Source organism: Sphingobium sp. (assembly GCF_041987595.1).
Lineage (GTDB): Bacteria > Pseudomonadota > Alphaproteobacteria > Sphingomonadales > Sphingomonadaceae > Sphingobium.
In genome coordinates this window covers 14,296-31,555 of sequence record NZ_JBHIWJ010000016.1, presented here as the reverse complement: position 1 = coordinate 31,555, position 17,260 = coordinate 14,296, and the positions used below count along the sequence as shown (strand labels likewise).

Genomic DNA, 17,260 nt, shown 5'->3' with positions numbered 1-17,260 from the left:
GACCTATGAGCAATGCATCGGTGAGCCATGCTGGCCGGACCATCTTCATCACCGGCGCCTCTTCAGGCGTGGGCGCCCATGCAGCGAAATTGCTGGCAGCGGCGGGCGCGCGCATCATTGCAGGTGCACGCCGCATCGATCGTCTCGCTGGACTGGTCGAAGACATCGAGGCTGCGGGCGGCACGGCCATCGCGGTGCCGGTCGACGTCGAGGATGCCGACTCGATCCGCGCCGCCTATGTCATGGCGGAGGAGCGGCTGGGGCCGATCGACACCGTTATCGCCAATGCCGGGGTGAACACGGAAGGCCCGGCACTGACGCTGGAGGATGACGCCTTCGACCAGATCATGCGGGTCAACGTGCGGGGCGCCTTCCACACGGCCCGCGAAGGCGCCCGGCGGATGATCGCGGCTGGGGTGACCGAAGGGCGGATCGTCTTCATCGCCTCGATCGGCGGGACCAAGGTGCAGCCCGGCCTTGCCGCCTATTGCTCGTCCAAGGCGGCCGTCGTGATGATGAGCCGCGCCCTGGCGGTAGAGTGGGCGCGCCACGGCATCAGCGTCAATACCATCTGCCCCGGCTTCATGCTGACCGAAATCACCCAGGACTGGTTCGGCACGCCAGCCGGCGACCGGATGATCGCGGCTTTTCCCCGGCGCCGGTTGATGCCGCTCGAAGCGCTTGATCCCTCGCTGCTCTACCTGACGTCGACACGCGGGGGGCACACGACTGGGGCGACCGTCGTGGTTGACGATGGGCAATCGATATAATGTCATCTATAATGACAGTATAAGGGCGATTTCATGGAAGTTGTCGCGGAGGGTTTGCAGTTTCCCGAAGGTCCGGTGGCGATGCCCGATGGATCGGTTCTTATCGTTGAAACGCGGCGCGGTACGCTGAGCCGGGTGGCGCCTTCGGGCCGCATCAGCGTCGTGGCTGATCTGGGTGGCGGGCCGAATGGCGCCGCCCTTGGTCCGGACAACTGGGTCTATATCTGCAACAATGGCGGTTTTGAGTGGCACGATCATGGCGGCGCGCTGATCCCCGGTGATCAGCCAACAGACTATGCTGGCGGTTCGATCCAGCGCGTGCATCTCGAATCGGGCGTGGTGGAAACGCTCTATGTCGCGTGCGAAGGACGTCCGTTGCGCGGGCCGAATGACCTCGTGTTCGATTCCCATGGCGGCTTCTGGTTCACCGATCATGGCAAGGCGACGTCAGATGGTCATGACCACGGCCGCATTTTTTACGCCAGGGCTGATGGAACGGCTATTTCCTGCGCGCTTGACCGGCTTCATGGTCCCAATGGCATCGGCCTGTCTCCCGATGGCGATACGCTCTATTTCGCGGAGACGCCGACCGCGCGGCTCTGGGCATGCGATGTCGCGGCGCCTGGTCGACTCGGTCCGGCACCTGCCCCCTGGATGCCGGCACGTCTGATCGCGACCATGCCCGGCTATCAGATGTTCGACAGCCTGAAGGTTGAGGCCGATGGCCATATCTGCGTTGGGACGCTGATCAACGGCGGCATCACGATATTCGATGGGGAGGGGCGCCATGACCATCTCGCCTTTCCGGAACTGGCCATCACCAATCTCTGCTTCGGCGGCGCGGACATGCGCGATGTCTGGGCCACAGCGTCCAGTTCAGGGCGGCTCTATCGTACCCGTTGGGAGCGTCCGGGACTGGCGCTGAAATATCAGCTCAGCGGAAATAACGTCTAGTTTAGTGATTATTTTCGTCAGATATATTGACAAATAATTTTACAAAATGCACTTCTGCCTTCGCAACGCCAACAGGTTGAAAACAGAGAGGGTGAAGATGAAGGTTTCTGCACAATTGCAGACGGGGGCAGCACTGCTTGCATTCGCGATGATGCCGGCGGCAGCCTTTGGTCAGGATAGCGGGGCTGCGCAGCCGCCGGTCGACGATATCGTCGTCACCGCACAGCGGCGCGAACAGCGGCTTCAGGATGTTCCGCTGGCGGTATCGGCCTTCAACGAAGCCAGTCTTTCGTCGGGCAAGGTCGACAGCCTCGTCAATCTCGACGGCAAGATGCCCAATGTGCTGCTCGCGCCGGTAGGGGCCTATCCTTTCGCCAGCGCTTTCTTCATTCGCGGCCTGGGGTTTTCGGACGTCGAATCCAGCTTCGAACCCTCGGTCGGCGTAGAACTGGACGGCGTCTATCTGGCGCGCAATGTCGGCGCGGTGCAGGACTTTTTCGATGTCGAGGGCGTGACCGTGCTGCGCGGGCCGCAGGGCACGCTCTATGGCCGCAACACCATCGGCGGCGTCGTCAGCGTCAGGACAAGGCGCCCCAGCGGCGATTTCGGCGTCCGCGCGCAGGGTACGCTGGGCAGCTATGGTCGCCGTGAATTGCGTGCCGCGATCGAGGCGCCGATCGTCCAGGATCTGCTGGCCGCGAAGGTTTCGGTGCTGGCCAAGGGCTATGACGGCTATCTGCGCAATGAGGATGGGCGCCGCTTCGGCAAGCAGAACGTCCTGTCGCTGCGCGGCGCGCTGGCCTTCAATCCGTCAGGCAATTTCGATGCCGCGCTGGTCGCGGACTATACCCGCGATCGCGGTACGGGACCGGCCTTCGAAAATGCCAGTCTGCCGACCATGGTGTTGGGCCAGCTTGGCTATTCGGCAGATGATGACGGCAAGCCCTATCTGACCCGGATCGACGCCGCCAATCATTCGCGGCTGAAGAGCACCGGCGTTACCCTGGAAATGAACTGGGACATGGGGCCGGTGAAGCTGACGTCAATCAGCGGCTATCGCAAGACCGACACGGATGTGCTGAGCGACTTCGACGGCGAGAATATCCCTTTCCTCAATGTCGGCCGTATTGAGCAACATGACCAGTGGAGCGAGGAAATTCGGCTTGGCTCCACCGGCAAGGGGCCGCTCACCTATGTCATCGGCGGTTATTTCATGACCCAGCGCTATGATATCGCCGTGCATCAATATGGTCTGGCCTTTGGGGGGCCGACGGCCGGATCGACCCTGTTCGCGGGTCAGCGGGCGGATGCGGGCGCCATTTTCGGGCAGGTCGACTATGAGGTGATCAGGGGTCTTACCCTTACCGCCGGTGCGCGTTACAGTGACGAATCCAAGCGCTTCACCATCCAGCCGCTGTTCGCCGCGACATCGCGGACCTTCAAGGCGAGCTTCGACGATTTCTCACCCAAATTCGGGATCAGCTATGCCTGGACGCCCGACATCATGACCTATGCGCAATATTCGCGAGGTTTCCGTGCAGGCGGCTTCAATGGACGTGCAGGCGCCTTCACGGCGGTCGGTCCTTACAAGTCGGAAAATGTCGACTCCTATGAGGCGGGGATCAAGGCCGATCTATTCAGTCGTGTGCTGCGTCTGAACATGGCCGCTTTCACGACCAAATATAAGAATATGCAGCAAAGCGTGCAGGAGTTGATCCCCGGCACCAATGTTAACCAGACCGTCGTCAGCAATGTTGGTCGCGCTACGATCAATGGTTTCGAGGGCGAGGCGACGCTGAATATTGCCAGGGGGTTCACGCTCAACGGGACAATCGGCTATCTTGATGCCGGGTTCGACAGGTTCGTCGCCAATCTGGGCGATGGGCTGGGCACGATCGATCGTTCAAACCTGCCTTTTGCCTATGCGCCGAAATGGTCGACCAGCCTGACCGGCACCTACAAGGTCGACATCGGGCTGGGCGAACTCACCGCGCAGGCCAGCATGCGGCACGCCAGCAAGATTTACACCGGCTTCACGCCGTTGAACCTGCTGTCGGACCTGACGGTTCGGCCCGCCAACACCACGGTCGATGCCAGCATTGGCCTCGATCTCGCGGATGGCCGCTGGCATCTGGGCCTTTGGGGCCGCAACGTCACCGATGAACGGATCATCAACAACACTTTCGCGGTCGGCAATCTGATGGCGCTGCGGGTATATCAGCCGCCGCGTGAGATCGGCATGGACATCGGCTTCAAATTCTGAGGGCATGATGAAGGGACCGGGCGCTCTTGCGGGTATCCGCATCGTTGAATTTGCGGGGATCGGCCCGGCACCCTTTGCGGGCATGATGCTGGCCGATCATGGTGCGGAGGTGATCCGCGTCGAGCGGCCGGGCGCCGTGATCGACCGGACTGACGTGCTGGCGCGGTCGCGCCGGATCGTTGCGCTGGACCTCAAATCGGCAGAGGGCGTGGCCCAGGCCCGCGCCCTCTGCCGCGAGGCGGACGGGGTGATCGAGGGCTATCGTCCCGGCGTACTGGAACGGCTGGGACTGGGGCCGGAGCTGTTGCTGGCGGACAATCCGAAGCTGGTGATCGGCCGCATGACCGGCTGGGGCCAGCAGGGGCCGCTGGCGCATGCTGCAGGGCACGACATTAATTACATTGCGCTCACCGGGGCGCTCAACGCCTATGGCCGCAAGGGCGAGAAGCCGACCCCGCCGATCAATATGGTGGGCGATTTCGGCGGCGGCGGCATGATGCTTGCCTTCGGTATGCTCGCGGGCCTGCTGAACGTGCGCAATGGCGGCGAAGGGCAGGTGATCGACTGTGCGATGATCGATGGCGCTTCGCTGTTGATGAGCATGATCTGGGGTTTCCGCGCCCAGGGCATCTGGCAGGACGAGCGCGGCACCAACTATCTCGACACCGGCGCCTATTTCTACGACACTTACGAAACCGCCGACGGCAAACATGTTGCTATCGGCTCGATCGAGCCGCAATTCTACGCGGTGCTGCGCGAACGGCTGGGCATCGCCGACGACCCTGCCTTCAACCCGCAGAATGATCGCGAAGGTTGGGACGCTCTGCGTAACCGGCTCGCTGCGATCTTCCACACCCGCACGCGGGAAGAATGGTGCGCTTTGCTGGAGGGCAGCGACGCCTGTTTTGCCCCGGTGCTCGATTATGATGAAGCGCCGCGCCACCCGCACATTGCCGGTCGCAGGGGCTTTGTGGAACTGGATGGCGTGGTTCAGCCCGCGCCCGCCCCCCGCTTTTCGCGCACGCCGGCGGTCACGCCCCATGCGCCCCAACCCCATGGAGAATCTCGTTGAGGGAAGCCTATATTTTCGATGCCGTGCGCACGCCGCGCGGCCGTGGCAACGCCAGGGGCGCGCTGCACGAAATCCCCGCCATGGCTCTGGCCTGCCAGACGCTGGAGGCGCTGCGCGACCGCAATGGCCTCGACACTGCGCTGGTCGATGACATCGTGTTGGGCTGCGTCTCTCCCTGTGGCGAGCAGGGGTCCGACATCGCGCGGGTCGCGGCGATCACGGCCGGCTATGCCCAAACGGCGGCGGGCGTGCAGGTCCAGCGCTTCTGCGCATCAGGCCTTGAAGCCACCAATATCGCCGCGGCCAAGATCATCGCGGGTGAGGCTGATGTCGCCATTTCCGGCGGCGTCGAAAGCATGAGCCGCGTGCCCATGGGGTCGGACGGAGGCGCCTGGTCGGTTGATCCGCGCTCAGCCTTCGCCAGCTATTTCACGCCGCAGGGGATCGGCGCGGATACCATCGCGACGCTCCATGGCTTCAGCCGGACCGATGTCGACAGCTTTGCGGTTGAAAGCCAGCGGCGCGCTGCCCGCGCCTGGAACGAGGGGCGCTTTGCCCGGACGGTCGTGCCGGTCATGCATGAGGGCCTGATCGTGCTCGACCGTGACGAGCATATGCGCCCCGAAACCACGGTGGAAACGCTCGCTACGCTGAAGCCCGCCTTCGCCGCCATGGGAGCGGCTGGCTTCGATGCGGTGATCAAGTTGCGCTATCCCGAACTGGAGCAGATCGACCATGTCCATCATGGCGGCAACAGCTCCGGCATCGTCGACGGCGCGGCGGGCCTGCTGATCGCCACGCGCGAGGCTGGGGAAGCGATGGGCCTCAAGCCCCGCGCCCGCATCCGCGCCGCCGCGTCTATTGGATCGGAACCCTCGATCATGCTGACCGGGCCAGTCGCGGTGACGCAGAAAGTGTTGCGCCGCGCGGGCATGACGCTGGCCGATGTCGACCTGTTCGAACTCAACGAAGCCTTTGCCAGCGTCTGTCTCTACTATCTCCAGCAGCTGGAGCTGGACCCCGCCATCCTTAACGTCAACGGCGGCGCCATTGCGATGGGCCACCCGCTGGGCGCGACGGGCGCGATGATCCTGGGCACGCTGCTCGACGAGCTGGAACGCAGCGACAAGAGCGTCGGTCTCGCCACTCTCTGCGTCGGCGCGGGCATGGGCACCGCGACCATTATCGAGCGCGTCTGAGCGCCCTTTTCAAGATTTGCGAACAGGGGACTGATCCCATGCAGAATTTCCGAATTTCCGTAGATGCCGGCGGCATCGCGTTGGTCGAGTTCGACGTGCCCGGCCGGACCATGAACACCTTTACCGACAGCGCCGTGGCCGATCTCGACCTGCTGGCCGACCGCATCGCCGCTGACGAGGCGATCAGGGGCGTGGTGCTCGCGTCGGGCAAGACCAATGCCTTCTGCGCCGGGGCCGACCTCGGCGAACTGGGCGAAACGGCAGGGGCGCAGGAAAGCGATCCGGCGATCCTTGCCGAAGCGCTCAGATCTTCCTCGCGCATGAGCCGGGCGTTGCGCCGCCTGGAAACCATCGGCAAGCCCATCGCGGCCGCGCTGGAGGGGCTGGCGCTCGGCGGCGGTCTCGAATTCGTGCTTTCCGCTCATTATCGGGTCGCGGCGCGCGGCCCGAAGCTGAAGCTCGGCCTGCCCGAATCCACCATCGGCCTCCTTCCAGGCGCAGGCGGCACGCAGCGTCTGCCGCGGCTCGTCGGCGTGGAAAAGGCGCTGCCGTTGATGCTGACGGGCCGTCCGGTCGACGCCGATGAAGCGCTGGCGCTCGGCATCGTCCATGCCGTCGTCGCCCCCGGCGAGACGGTCGCGGCCGCCAAGGAGTGGATCAGGAATGGCGGCGAGGCGATGCAGCCCTGGGACCGTAAGGACTGGCGGGCGCCCGATGGCCCCTTCACCGCATGCGGCAACGGCATATTTGCGGGTGCCGCGGCTCAGCTTCAGGCGAAAAGCGCGCATAATTATCCCGCCCAGACGAACATCCTGCGCTGCGTCTATGAAGGCATCAGCCTGCCGATGGACGCTGCCCTGCGCGTCGAGGCTCGACTGTTCCTCGCCACCCAGCAGACGCCGCAGGCCCGCGCGATGATCCGCTCGGTTTTCCTCTCGAAGCAGGCGCTCGCCAAGGGAGCAGCCCGCCCCGAAGGCTTCGCGCCCTACGCCGCGAACAAGGTCACGGTTCTTGGCGCGGGCATGATGGGGGCGGGCATTGCCTATGTGCAGGCGGCGGCCGGCATCGACACGGTGCTGATCGACGTCAGCCAGGATTCCGCCGACAAGGGCAAGGCCTATTCCGAAAAGCTGGTCGCCAAGGCCGTGGCCAAGGGCGGCATGACGCAGGACAAGGCCGACGCGCTGCTCGCCCGCATCGACGCCACGACCGACTATGCGAAGGTCGAAGACTCCGATCTGGTTGTCGAGGCGGTGTTCGAGGATCGCGCCCTGAAGGCCGACGTCACGGCACGCGCTGAAGCCAAACTGCGCGACACCGCCGTGTTCGCGTCCAATACCTCCACCCTGCCCATCTCCGGCCTTGCCACCGCGTCGAAGCGGCCTGCCAATTTCATCGGCATTCACTTCTTTTCGCCCGTCGACCGGATGGAGCTGGTTGAGGTGATCGTCGGCAGGGAAACGTCGCAGGAGACATTGGCAAAGGCGATCGATTACTGCCTCAAGATCCGCAAGGTGCCGATCGTCGTCAACGACTCGCGCGGCTTCTACACTTCGCGCTGCTTTGATACCTATCTGACCGAGGGGTTCGAACTGTTGCTGGAGGGCATTGCCCCGGCGCTGATCGACAATGTCGGCCGCATGACCGGCATGCCGCGCGGGCCGCTGGAACTTACCGATGACGTCGCCATCGATCTGGTCGATCGCGTGCGGCGCCAAGCGCGCATTGACCGGGGCGAACCGGAAATTCCCACCGGCGGCAACGACAGGTTGCTCCACGATCTGGTGACGCAGCATGGTCGGCTTGGCCGCAAGAACGGCAAGGGCTTTTACGACTATCCTGCCGGTGGCACTAAATCCGTATGGAGCGGCTTGGCCGATATTGTGCCGGTCAAGGTCGCCCGGTCCACGCCCGAGTTGGTGGAGAAGCTGCGCCGGCGCCTGCTCTACCGCCAGGCGATAGAAGCCGCCCGTTGCCTGGACGAAAATGTTCTGACCTCCGCTCGCGACGGCGATGTCGGGGCGCTGCTCGGCTGGGGCTTTGCGCCCTGGACCGGCGGGCCATTGAGTCTGATCGACCAGGTTGGTGTCGCCACCTTCGTCGAGCGCTGCGACGCGCTGGCGGATGAATGTGGCGACCGCTTCGCCCCGCCCGCACTGCTGCGCCGTATGGCCGAGGCCGGAGAGAGCTTCTATCCCGCTCCGCCCAAGGCCAGGGCGGCGTGAGCGGCGAAAGGCCGGATCAGGCGGCGGCGCGCATAAGCGCCGTTGCCGACCGCTTCTTCGCTGCCGTTGAAGCGGGCGATATCGAAGGGGTCAAGCAATGCTATCACCCCGATGTCGTCATCTGGCACAATACGGACGGGTTGGAAAAGAGCCGCGAAACCAATCTGGAAACGCTGGCCGGCTTCGTGAAGCGCGCGCCGGAGCGGCGCTATCTCGACCGACGCGTGGAACTCATTTCGGGCGGCTTCGTCCAGCAACATGTGGTGCGCGCGGTGCGCCACGACGGTTTTGTGCTGACCCTGCCAGCCTGCGTGATCTGCAAGGTGGAGGGCGAGCAGATAACGCAGCTGAACGAATATTTCGACACCGCCGCGCTGGCCGGCTGGTTCGACGCGGGCTGAGTCGATGCACCCTTCCATCCACGCCCGGATCAGGCCGGATCACATCGCCTACAAGATGGTGCCCGGCGGCGAGGCCGTCCCCCGACCGGCAAACTTTACGAACGGCTGCTGCGCGAACGATATGGGAATGACCGTTAATCCACCCCCGCAACCGAGAGGACCGAAAGCGTCAGCGCCTTCGTTCCGGCGCGGATGGAAGGTTCGGGGTCCGGTGCGAAGAAGGGCGAGTGATTGACGGGCGGCTTACGGCCTTCCGTCTTTGCCCGATCAAGCACCGCCTGCGATGACCCGCCAATGCCGATGAAGACGGAAGGGATGCCAGCATTGACGAATTCGGAATAATCCTCGCTTCCGGACCCGGCGGGCTTATAGTCCGGCTCGACCGTGACCTGCCCCGGCATCGCGATCTTCAGCTTTTGCGCGACCGCGTCCGTCAGCCTTACCTCATTGAATGTGACGGCAGTGCCATAGAGATAGGCGATGTCCGGCTCTGGCGCGCCCGCGATCGACGCGGCGGCGAGCGCCGTCTTGCGCACGCCCGCCAGCAACTGCCTGCGCACCTCCGGGTCATGGGACCGCAGGGTTAGGCGCAATTCCGCGCTGTCGGGAATGATATTCTCCACGGTTCCGGCATGAAAGGTGCCAACGGTAATCACGCCGAAGGTTCCGGGCGTCAGTTCGCGGCTGATGACGGTTTGCACATCCGATATAAAATGCGCCCCCATCACGATCGGATCGATGCTGTCCGCGGGCATCGATCCATGGGCGCCCTTGCCTTTGAATGTGATCTTTACTGCGTCGGCCGCCGAAGTGACGGGGCCTTCCTTCAGCATCACCGTTCCCGCCGGATAGGGCATGACATGCGCGGCAAAGCCATAATCGGGCTTGGGAAAGCGTTTGAAAAAATCATCTTTCAGCATTGCTTTCGCGCCCTCCACCGTTTCTTCGGCGGGCTGGGCGACGAACATCAGCGTGCCGTGCCAACGATCCTTCATCGTCAGCAGGGCCTGCGCGGTCGCGATCCACCAGCTCATATGGATGTCGTGCCCGCAGCCATGCATGGTCGGCACGACCTTGCCGTCAATCTCCTGCGTGGCGCGGCTCGCATAGGGAAGGCCGGTCTTTTCGAGCAGCGGAAGCCCGTCCAACTCGGTTCGGACCAGCACCGTGGGACCGGCGCCGTTGCGGTAAAGCGCCACGATGCCGGTGCCGCCCACCTTCTCCGTCACCTCAAAGCCGAGCTTGCGCATCCTGTCCGCCAGCAGCGCCGCCGTCCGCACTTCATGAAAGGCGATTTCCGGATGCTGATGGATGTCCTTGTATAGCGCTTCCAGTTGCGGATAGCCCTTGTCGAGGACCGCATCGACCCGCGCGGCATCGGCCTTGGGATCGGGAGCAGCCGCCATGGCGGGAGAAGCCAGAAGGCTGGCGGCCAGCAGGGCAAGTTTCTTCACGCGCATCATCCTCGATAAACCATTTAATCGGCCGAAACCTGCTCCACATAGGCGTCGCGCAGCGGACCCTTCAATATCTTGCCTGCCGGACTGCGGGGCAGAGGATCGGCACGCAGTTCCATGCTTTTGGGGCATTTGTAGCTGGCGATGCGCTGCTTGCAGAAAGTCTGCAAGCCTGCAATGTCGATCCCCTCCGCGCCAGGCTTCAAAACGATAACCGCATGAACCCGCTCGCCCCAGAGAGCGTCAGGGACCCCGATCACCGCACTTTCGGCCACGGAAGGATGGTGGGAAATCGCATTTTCCACCTCGATCGAATAGACATTCTCCGCGCCCGACACGATCATGTCCTTCAGCCGGTCGGTGATGTAGATATAGCCGTCTTCATCCATATAGCCGGCATCGCGGGTATGGAGCCAGCCATCGCGCATGACTTCGGCGGTTTCCTCCGGACGGTTCCAATAACCCATCATCACATTGTCGCCGCGCCCGACAATCTCGCCCACCGTGCCACGCGGCACTTCCTGCCCGGCCTCGTCGACGACGCGGATCTCATAACCCAGGCATACATGCCCCGCCGACCGGAGCTTGGCAGGATCGGCGCCTGCCCTATGCGCTTTCGGCCCCAGCATCGTCGCGGCCGCCATCTCGGTCTGGCCGAAGCCCTGAATGAAATCGACGCCGGGAAAGCGCGAGCGCGCAAAGTCGAGGCTGGCGGCAGGCATCGATGAGCCGCCATAGCCCAGCATGCGAAGCGAGCCTATGTCGAACTGCTCCAGCTCGGGATGTTTGGCCAGCCGCTCGATCATGACCGGCACGGTGAAACAGTGGGTGACCTTATGGTTGGAAATCGCCTCCAGCACATCGCCAGCGTCGAAGCTTCGGCGAAAGACATGCGTGCCCGCCGCCATGGTCGCAAAGAGGATGCCGATATCCGCCAGATGGAACATCGGCGCGGAGTGGAAATTGACGCAATCCTCGTCGAACTGGATCATCATCAGCAGGTTGACCGCCATGGCGGAGAGATTGCCGTGGCTCAGCATCACGCCCTTGGGCAGACCCGTGGTCCCGCCGGTGTAAAAGATGCCGGCAAGATCCGCGTCACTCTGCTGCGCGGCCGGAATCGTCTGCGCCCCGGCGATGAGCGCGTCCATGCCATGATCGGCGGGGGCCTCGCCGCCGTCCATGCCAATCAGCATGCGTACGCGTCCCTGTGCGCGCAGCGACTTCGCAACGTCGGCGAACTCCCTGCCGAAAAGCAGGATGTCGACCCCGGCATCTTCCAGCTGGAACGCGAGTTCAGGCTCGGCCAGCCGCGTATTGAGCGGCACCATGACGCCTCCCGCCCATGGAATGGCGAAATAGGCCTCGAAAAAATAGTCGCAATTCATTGCCAGAACCGCGACCCGGTCGCCGGGCTGGACACCCAGGCGTTGCAATGCGCCTGCGAAACGGGCGACCCGGTCGCGGACCTCGCCCCAGCTTCGCCGTCGGTCCGCATCGATCGTCGCGGGGCGGTTGGCAGCGACGATCGCCGCGCGCTCAAGTGCGTGGGTTACGCGCATGTTCTCCCCCTCAGATGATCTTGTCTTGTTCGAGCGCCGCAATGGCACCCGCATCCATTCCCAGCCAGCGGCTCAGCACCGCCGCATTGTCCTCACCGACCGCGCCCGGCGCTGCCTTGCGCACCGATCCCGGCGTCGCCGACAATTTGGGGAAGACGCCCTGCATGGGCACCTTGCCCAGCACCGGGTCCTCCACCTCGATGATCGCTTCGCGCGCCTTGAAATGCGGGTCGGCCATCATGTCGGGCGCGCCATAGATTCGCCCGGCAGGCACGGCATGCTCGATCATCAGCGCTTCCAGCGCCTCGACGGTCAGCGTCTGCGTCCATTGTCCGATCAGCGCGTCCAGTTCGGCCTGGTTCGCCCCGCGCGCGACATGGGTGGCATAGCGGGCGTCCTGCGCCATTTCGGGCCGCCCCATTGCGGCGCAAAGCCGGGCAAAGACCGCATCCTGATTGGCGCCGATCAGATATTCGCCGTCGCTGCACGGATAGACGTTGGAAGGGGCGATGCCCGGCAGGATCGATCCGGTGCGCGTGCGCTGATAGCCCGCCACCGCATATTCGGGGATCAGGCTTTCCATGACCTGCAAAACGCTTTCGTAGAGCGAGGCATCGACAATCTGGCCTTCGCCGCTCTGGGCGCGATGGTGCAGCGCGGCCAGAGCCCCCATGCAGCCATAGGTCGCGGCCAGCGAATCGCCGATCGACACGCCCATCCGGGCAGGCGCCCGGTCCGGTTCCCCGACGATGGCGCGCCAGCCACCCATTGCCTCGCCAATGCCGCCAAATCCTGCGCGAGAGGCGTAAGGCCCTGTCTGGCCGTAGCCCGACACGCGGACGACGATCAGCCGGGGATTGACCTTGCGCAATTCGACCGGATCGAGATTCCAGCGTTCCAGCGTACCGGGACGGAAATTCTCGATCAGAATATCGGCCTCACCAATCAGGCGGCGGGCTATATCCTGCCCGGCAGCGGTGCGCAGGTCGATGGAAACGGATTGCTTGTTGCGCGCGATGACCGCCCACCAGCTCGGCCTCTCGCCACGGCCCCATGCGCGCATCGGGTCGCCCTGCGCCGGGGGTTCGATCTTCACGATCTCAGCGCCCATGTCGCCCAGCAATTGGCCGCAAAAGGGGCCTGCGATCAGCTGCCCCATTTCAACCACGCGGATGCCCTTCAGCGGGCCGGTCGATTGCAATTCGCTCATCTTCAGTCGGCGCCTGGCCAGTCCCTCACCTAATAATGTCAATATTTCTTACGATATTGACGAGAGTTGCTGGCTTGTCAATCCGCCAGATGTGGCAGCCAAAAATTGAATTATTTTTGCTAAAATCCATAAAATCGCGAACGACGGGCCATTGCCGTTGCCAAATTTATATGTCAGTTTATTTGATAAATATAATCTCGAAAGGAGCGGGTGGATGCACGGATTGCCGGAACGGGCGGGCGCGGCGCGCAAGCGGATCGGTTACGCCTATTATGTCGTCCTGATGCTGACCCTTGCCTATATGCTGTCTTTCATGGACCGGGTGCTGGTCAGTCTGATGATCGACCCCATCCGCGCCGATCTCCGCCTCGGCGACACTCAGATCGGTCTGCTGGTCGGCTTCGGTTTCGTCCTGCTCTACTCCGTCATGGGGATTCCTTTCGGCGTCTGGGCAGATTCTGGCAATCGCCGCAACCTGATCCTGTTCGGGCTGATCGGCTGGAGCCTGGCAACCGCGCTATGCGGCTTTGCGGGGGGATTTGCGTCCCTGCTGGCGGCTCGCGCCTTTGTGGGAATTGGGGAAGCTGCGCTTTCGCCCGCGGCCTATTCGACCATCGCGGATCGCTTCGAAAAATCCCGGCTGGGCTTTGCGATAAGCCTGTATGCCATGGGCGTATCGTTGGGCGGCGGCGTTGCGATGATGTTCGGTGGTTATCTCGTCGGCTGGGCGCAGACTATCGCCATGACCCTTCCGGGAGGCATGGTGCTCAGCGGCTGGCGCATGGCCTTTGTGGCGGTCGGGTTGCTCGGCGTTCCGCTCGCTTTGCTGATGCTCGCCACGATGCGGGAGGCGCCGCGCACGCAATCCCATATCGGCGCGCCGTCAATCAGCGCACTCTTCACTCTGATGCGGCGACGCAAGACAGCTTTCCTGGGCGTCATCGGCGGCTATTCTGCGATGGTCATCGCGGCCTATGGCGCGCTGCTCTGGGGGCCGGCGCATTTCGCGCGCGCCCATGGCATGGCGCCGGCGGAGATCGGCCTGCAATTTGGCCTCATCACCGGCCTGTTGGGTTCCTTCGGCCTGCTGGCGGCGGGCCTGATCTCCGACCGGTTGGCGCGGCGGGACGTGATCGACGCGCCGGTGCGCGTGGTGATGGGTTCGATCATCATCCAGTTGCCGTTGCTTGTGAGCGCCTTTCTGGCTTCGGATCGGACCATTGCGCTCGTCCTGATCGCGCTGGGCATGACCGCGACATCCATGATCGGCGGCTTGCAGGCGGCGACGCTCCAGATATTGGTGCCCGCCGACATGCGCGGGCGCCTGACCGCCATCTATCTGTTGTGCGTCAATCTGGCGGGCATGGGCATCGGCCCGCTGCTGGTCGGCCTGTTGAGCGAGCATGTTTATGGCGGAGCGACGGGCCTCGGCAAAGCGCTGGCGACGATCAGCGGCCTTGCTCTGGCGCTGGCCCTGACGATGCTGGCCGGAACGCGCCGGGCGATCCTGTCCGCCATCCGCGCCCATGAGGAAAGTGCGTGATCAGCGCCCTTCGAACCGGGGTGTGCGACGTTCCCGAAATGCAGCAACGCCCTCCCGGAAATCATCGGTCCGGCCAGCCGCATATTGGCCGGAGCGCTCCGCCGCCAGCGCATCCTCGAAGCTGAGGTTGAGCGCCCGACGGGCCAGCTTGCGGATCATTCCGAAGGATCGGGTGGGACCGGTCGAAAGCCGGTCGAGCAGGGCGAGGGCTTCCTCCTCCAGATGATCGTCGTCGACGAGCTTCGTGACCAGCCCCCAGTCAAGGGCTTGCTGTGCAGTGATCCGTTCGCCCAGCATCATCGTCGCCATCGCCCGATGCCAGCCCAGCGTGCGCGGCAACAGCCAGCTCGTGCCTGCATCGCAAACCAGACCCACTTGCGCGAAGCTGAAGCCCAGCCATGCCGATTGGCCGGCAATCACGATGTCGCCCGCCAGCGCCAGCGCCGCTCCCGCCCCGATCGCAGGACCGTTGAGCGCGACGATCAGCGGTATTTCCAGCGTCGCGAATGTACGCATCAGCGGATTGATGATCTCTTCCAATATGGCGCCGGCATCTTCAGGCAACGGATCGGATAATTGCCCGCCGCTGCAAAAGGCGCGCCCCGCGCCAGTCAGCAAGATGGCGCGGGCATCCGTTGCTGCCGCCTGCTCAACGGCTCCGACCAACTGAGCCGCCAGGGCGAAGGAGAGGGCATTGGCGGATCCAGGCTCGTCCAGCGTGATGATGGCGCCCTTGCCCCGATTTGTTTGCCGAATAGCCATGTGAACTCCAAATCCTTTGGTCAGGGGGCTGAGCCTGCACTGTATCTTCATCAAAGGGCAATATGTCAATAAATCTGACAAAATTTCATGAGACAGGCGCTGCCTGTGCATGAGGCGAGAAATCTCTCTATAAGGCGGAATCCCTTCTGTCGCCCGATTGGCGGAAGGCGTAATGGAACAGGGCAGGGAGAGACTATGGGCCTGAAATATACTGTCGCCGGCCTGCTGGCAGCGACGATTGCCGCTGCCCCCAGCGCGTCTGCCGGTCAGCCGGGCCTGGCGGGTCTGAAGCGGATCGCTGAGGTCGACGAACGCTATCAATCCTATAATGTCGAGATGGTTGAAGTGACAGGCGGCCGTTTCTGGGCACCCTATGGCGGACAGCCGGGTGAAGTCTTTCGCCAGCGCCCACCCATCGATCTGACCGATCCCAGGCTGATCCATCTTGCCCGGCACCTTGGTCCCAGCCTCATGCGGGTCAGCGGTACATGGGCCAACAACAGCTATCTGCCAGCGCAGGGCGAGGATCTGACCGCGCCGCCGGAGGGCTATCAGCAGATACTGACCCGCGATCAGTGGCGTCAGGTCATTGCCTTTTCCAAAGCGGTCGATGCGCCGATCGTGACCAGCTTTGCAGTAAGTGCTGGCACGCGCGGTCCTGACGGCCGTTGGAAAGCCGATCAGGCTCAGCGGCTCGCCGATCTCACCCATGAAGCAGGAGGCAGCATTTATGCCGCAGAATTTTTCAACGAGCCCAATATGCCCAGCGCTGCAGGCGCGATGCCCAAAAATTACAGCGCGGAAAACTATGCGAGGGATTTCCGGCTGTTCCGGGACTGGGCGAAAAAATCCCTGCCCGGCATGAAGATATTGGGTCCCGGCAGCATCGGGGAAGGCTCATTGATGTCCAATATCTCGGCCAGCGCGATGGGCAAGGCGGTGCGCAGCGAGGATATGATGAAGGCCAACCCGAACAGTCTGGATGCGGTATCCTATCATTTCTACGGGAGCGTGTCGCAGCGTTGCGCGGGATTTAAGATTGGCGGCGCGCTCAAGGCGGAGGCGCTCTCGCCCGCATGGCTGGACCGGACGCTGCTCGATCATAATCATTACAGTGCGCTGCGGGATAAATATGAACCGGGCAAGCCGATGTGGAACACCGAGACCGCTCAGGCGGCGTGCGGCGGTTCGCCCTGGGCTTCGACTTTTCTCGACAGTTTTCGCTATCTGAACCAGCTTGGCGTGCTGGCGCAAAAGGGCGTGAAGGTCGTGATGCACAACACGCTCGCCGCGTCCGATTATGCGTTGATTGATTGGGATACGCTGACGCCGCGGCCCAATTACTGGGCGGCGCTGTTGTGGCGCCGAACGATGGGCAACACGGTTCTGGAGGCGCCCGCGTCGCCCTCTCCTGACTTGCGGCTCTACGCCCAATGTCTGCCAGGTCGCAAGGGAGGGGTCGGTCTGCTTGCGCTCAACACGGGGCAGGCGGTGCAATCGCTGGCTGTTGCCGGCAAGGCGACAGGTTGGGTGATGACCGGTCAGCCGCTCGACACCGGCAATGTGCGAGTGAATGGCAAAGTGCCGGCGATTGATGGCAAGGGTGCGTTGCACGGGCTGAACGGTACTCCAGTGAGGGGCAGGCTTTCCATTGCCGGTCAGACCATTGCCTTCCTGGCGGTGCCTGACGCAGGAAATCCGGCCTGCCGCTGATGCACGGGCGGGAGGGTTAGCGCGACGGCCGCCGCTTGCCATTATCCTGCTTGCCGGGGATCGGCAGATCCATGAGAGATTTGTAGGGATCGTGGAGTTTCTGCTTGAAGTCGCTGTCCGGCAGATCAC

The 17,260-nt window shown here is 63.3% G+C and carries 13 protein-coding genes; 9 read left to right on the top strand and 4 right to left on the bottom strand.

The annotated features are described in order from the left end of the window. The first annotated feature begins 5 nt into the window (after positions 1–5). From ACFC3J_RS06430 to ACFC3J_RS06400, 7 genes are all read left to right on the top strand, one after another. Entirely contained in the window at positions 6–770 is a 765-nt protein-coding gene (locus tag ACFC3J_RS06430) for an SDR family NAD(P)-dependent oxidoreductase (RefSeq protein ID WP_375195377.1), read from the top strand. Between the two features lie 33 nt (positions 771–803). Beyond that, a complete protein-coding gene (locus tag ACFC3J_RS06425) occupies positions 804–1,724 on the top strand; it encodes an SMP-30/gluconolactonase/LRE family protein (protein WP_375195376.1) in 921 nt (306 codons plus the stop codon). A 97-nt stretch (positions 1,725–1,821) separates the two neighbouring features. Then, on the top strand, positions 1,822–3,987 hold the full coding sequence (locus ACFC3J_RS06420) for a TonB-dependent receptor (protein WP_375195375.1): 2,166 nt from the start codon (positions 1,822–1,824) through the stop codon (positions 3,985–3,987). A 4-nt stretch (positions 3,988–3,991) separates the two neighbouring features. After that, complete coding sequence (locus tag ACFC3J_RS06415; protein ID WP_375195374.1) at positions 3,992–5,059, top strand: CaiB/BaiF CoA transferase family protein; 1,068 nt, start codon at positions 3,992–3,994, stop codon at positions 5,057–5,059. Next, on the top strand, positions 5,056–6,258 hold the full coding sequence (locus ACFC3J_RS06410) for an acetyl-CoA C-acetyltransferase (protein WP_375195373.1): 1,203 nt from the start codon (positions 5,056–5,058) through the stop codon (positions 6,256–6,258). The genes ACFC3J_RS06415 and ACFC3J_RS06410 overlap by 4 nt, the downstream gene beginning before the upstream one ends. A gap of 38 nt (positions 6,259–6,296) precedes the next feature. Continuing rightward, complete coding sequence (locus tag ACFC3J_RS06405; RefSeq protein WP_375195372.1) at positions 6,297–8,483, top strand: 3-hydroxyacyl-CoA dehydrogenase NAD-binding domain-containing protein; 2,187 nt, start codon at positions 6,297–6,299, stop codon at positions 8,481–8,483. Beyond that, positions 8,480–8,884 carry a nuclear transport factor 2 family protein gene (locus tag ACFC3J_RS06400; RefSeq protein ID WP_375195371.1) on the top strand — a complete coding sequence of 135 codons (405 nt, stop codon included), beginning with the start codon at positions 8,480–8,482 and terminating at the stop codon, positions 8,882–8,884. The genes ACFC3J_RS06405 and ACFC3J_RS06400 overlap by 4 nt, the downstream gene beginning before the upstream one ends. A 134-nt stretch (positions 8,885–9,018) precedes the next feature. Here the strand turns inward: ACFC3J_RS06400 and ACFC3J_RS06395 are convergent, their stop codons facing one another. The 3 genes from ACFC3J_RS06395 to ACFC3J_RS06385 are packed head-to-tail and all read right to left on the bottom strand — an operon-like array spanning position 9,019 to position 13,113. Continuing rightward, complete coding sequence (locus tag ACFC3J_RS06395; RefSeq protein WP_375195404.1) at positions 9,019–10,344, bottom strand: amidohydrolase; 1,326 nt, start codon at positions 10,342–10,344, stop codon at positions 9,019–9,021. Positions 10,345–10,361: 17 nt separating this feature from the next. Further along, positions 10,362–11,903 (bottom strand): long-chain fatty acid--CoA ligase, encoded by a 1,542-nt coding sequence (locus ACFC3J_RS06390; protein WP_375195370.1) that lies wholly within the window; start codon positions 11,901–11,903, stop codon positions 10,362–10,364. A 10-nt stretch (positions 11,904–11,913) separates the two neighbouring features. Next, complete coding sequence (locus ACFC3J_RS06385) at positions 11,914–13,113, bottom strand: CaiB/BaiF CoA transferase family protein (protein WP_375195369.1); 1,200 nt, start codon at positions 13,111–13,113, stop codon at positions 11,914–11,916. 214 nt (positions 13,114–13,327) lie between these two features. On the opposite strand from ACFC3J_RS06385, the gene ACFC3J_RS06380 reads away from it, so the two are divergent. Further along, positions 13,328–14,656: a spinster family MFS transporter gene (locus ACFC3J_RS06380; RefSeq protein ID WP_375195368.1), complete on the top strand. Its 1,329-nt coding sequence runs from the start codon at positions 13,328–13,330 to the stop codon at positions 14,654–14,656. Here the strand turns inward: ACFC3J_RS06380 and ACFC3J_RS06375 are convergent, their stop codons facing one another. Further along, positions 14,657–15,418: an enoyl-CoA hydratase-related protein gene (locus ACFC3J_RS06375; RefSeq protein WP_375195367.1), complete on the bottom strand. Its 762-nt coding sequence runs from the start codon at positions 15,416–15,418 to the stop codon at positions 14,657–14,659. It abuts the gene before it with no gap. Positions 15,419–15,613: 195 nt separating this feature from the next. On the opposite strand from ACFC3J_RS06375, the gene ACFC3J_RS06370 reads away from it, so the two are divergent. Continuing rightward, complete coding sequence (locus tag ACFC3J_RS06370) at positions 15,614–17,131, top strand: hypothetical protein (RefSeq protein ID WP_375195366.1); 1,518 nt, start codon at positions 15,614–15,616, stop codon at positions 17,129–17,131. The last annotated feature ends 129 nt before the right edge of the window (positions 17,132–17,260 follow it).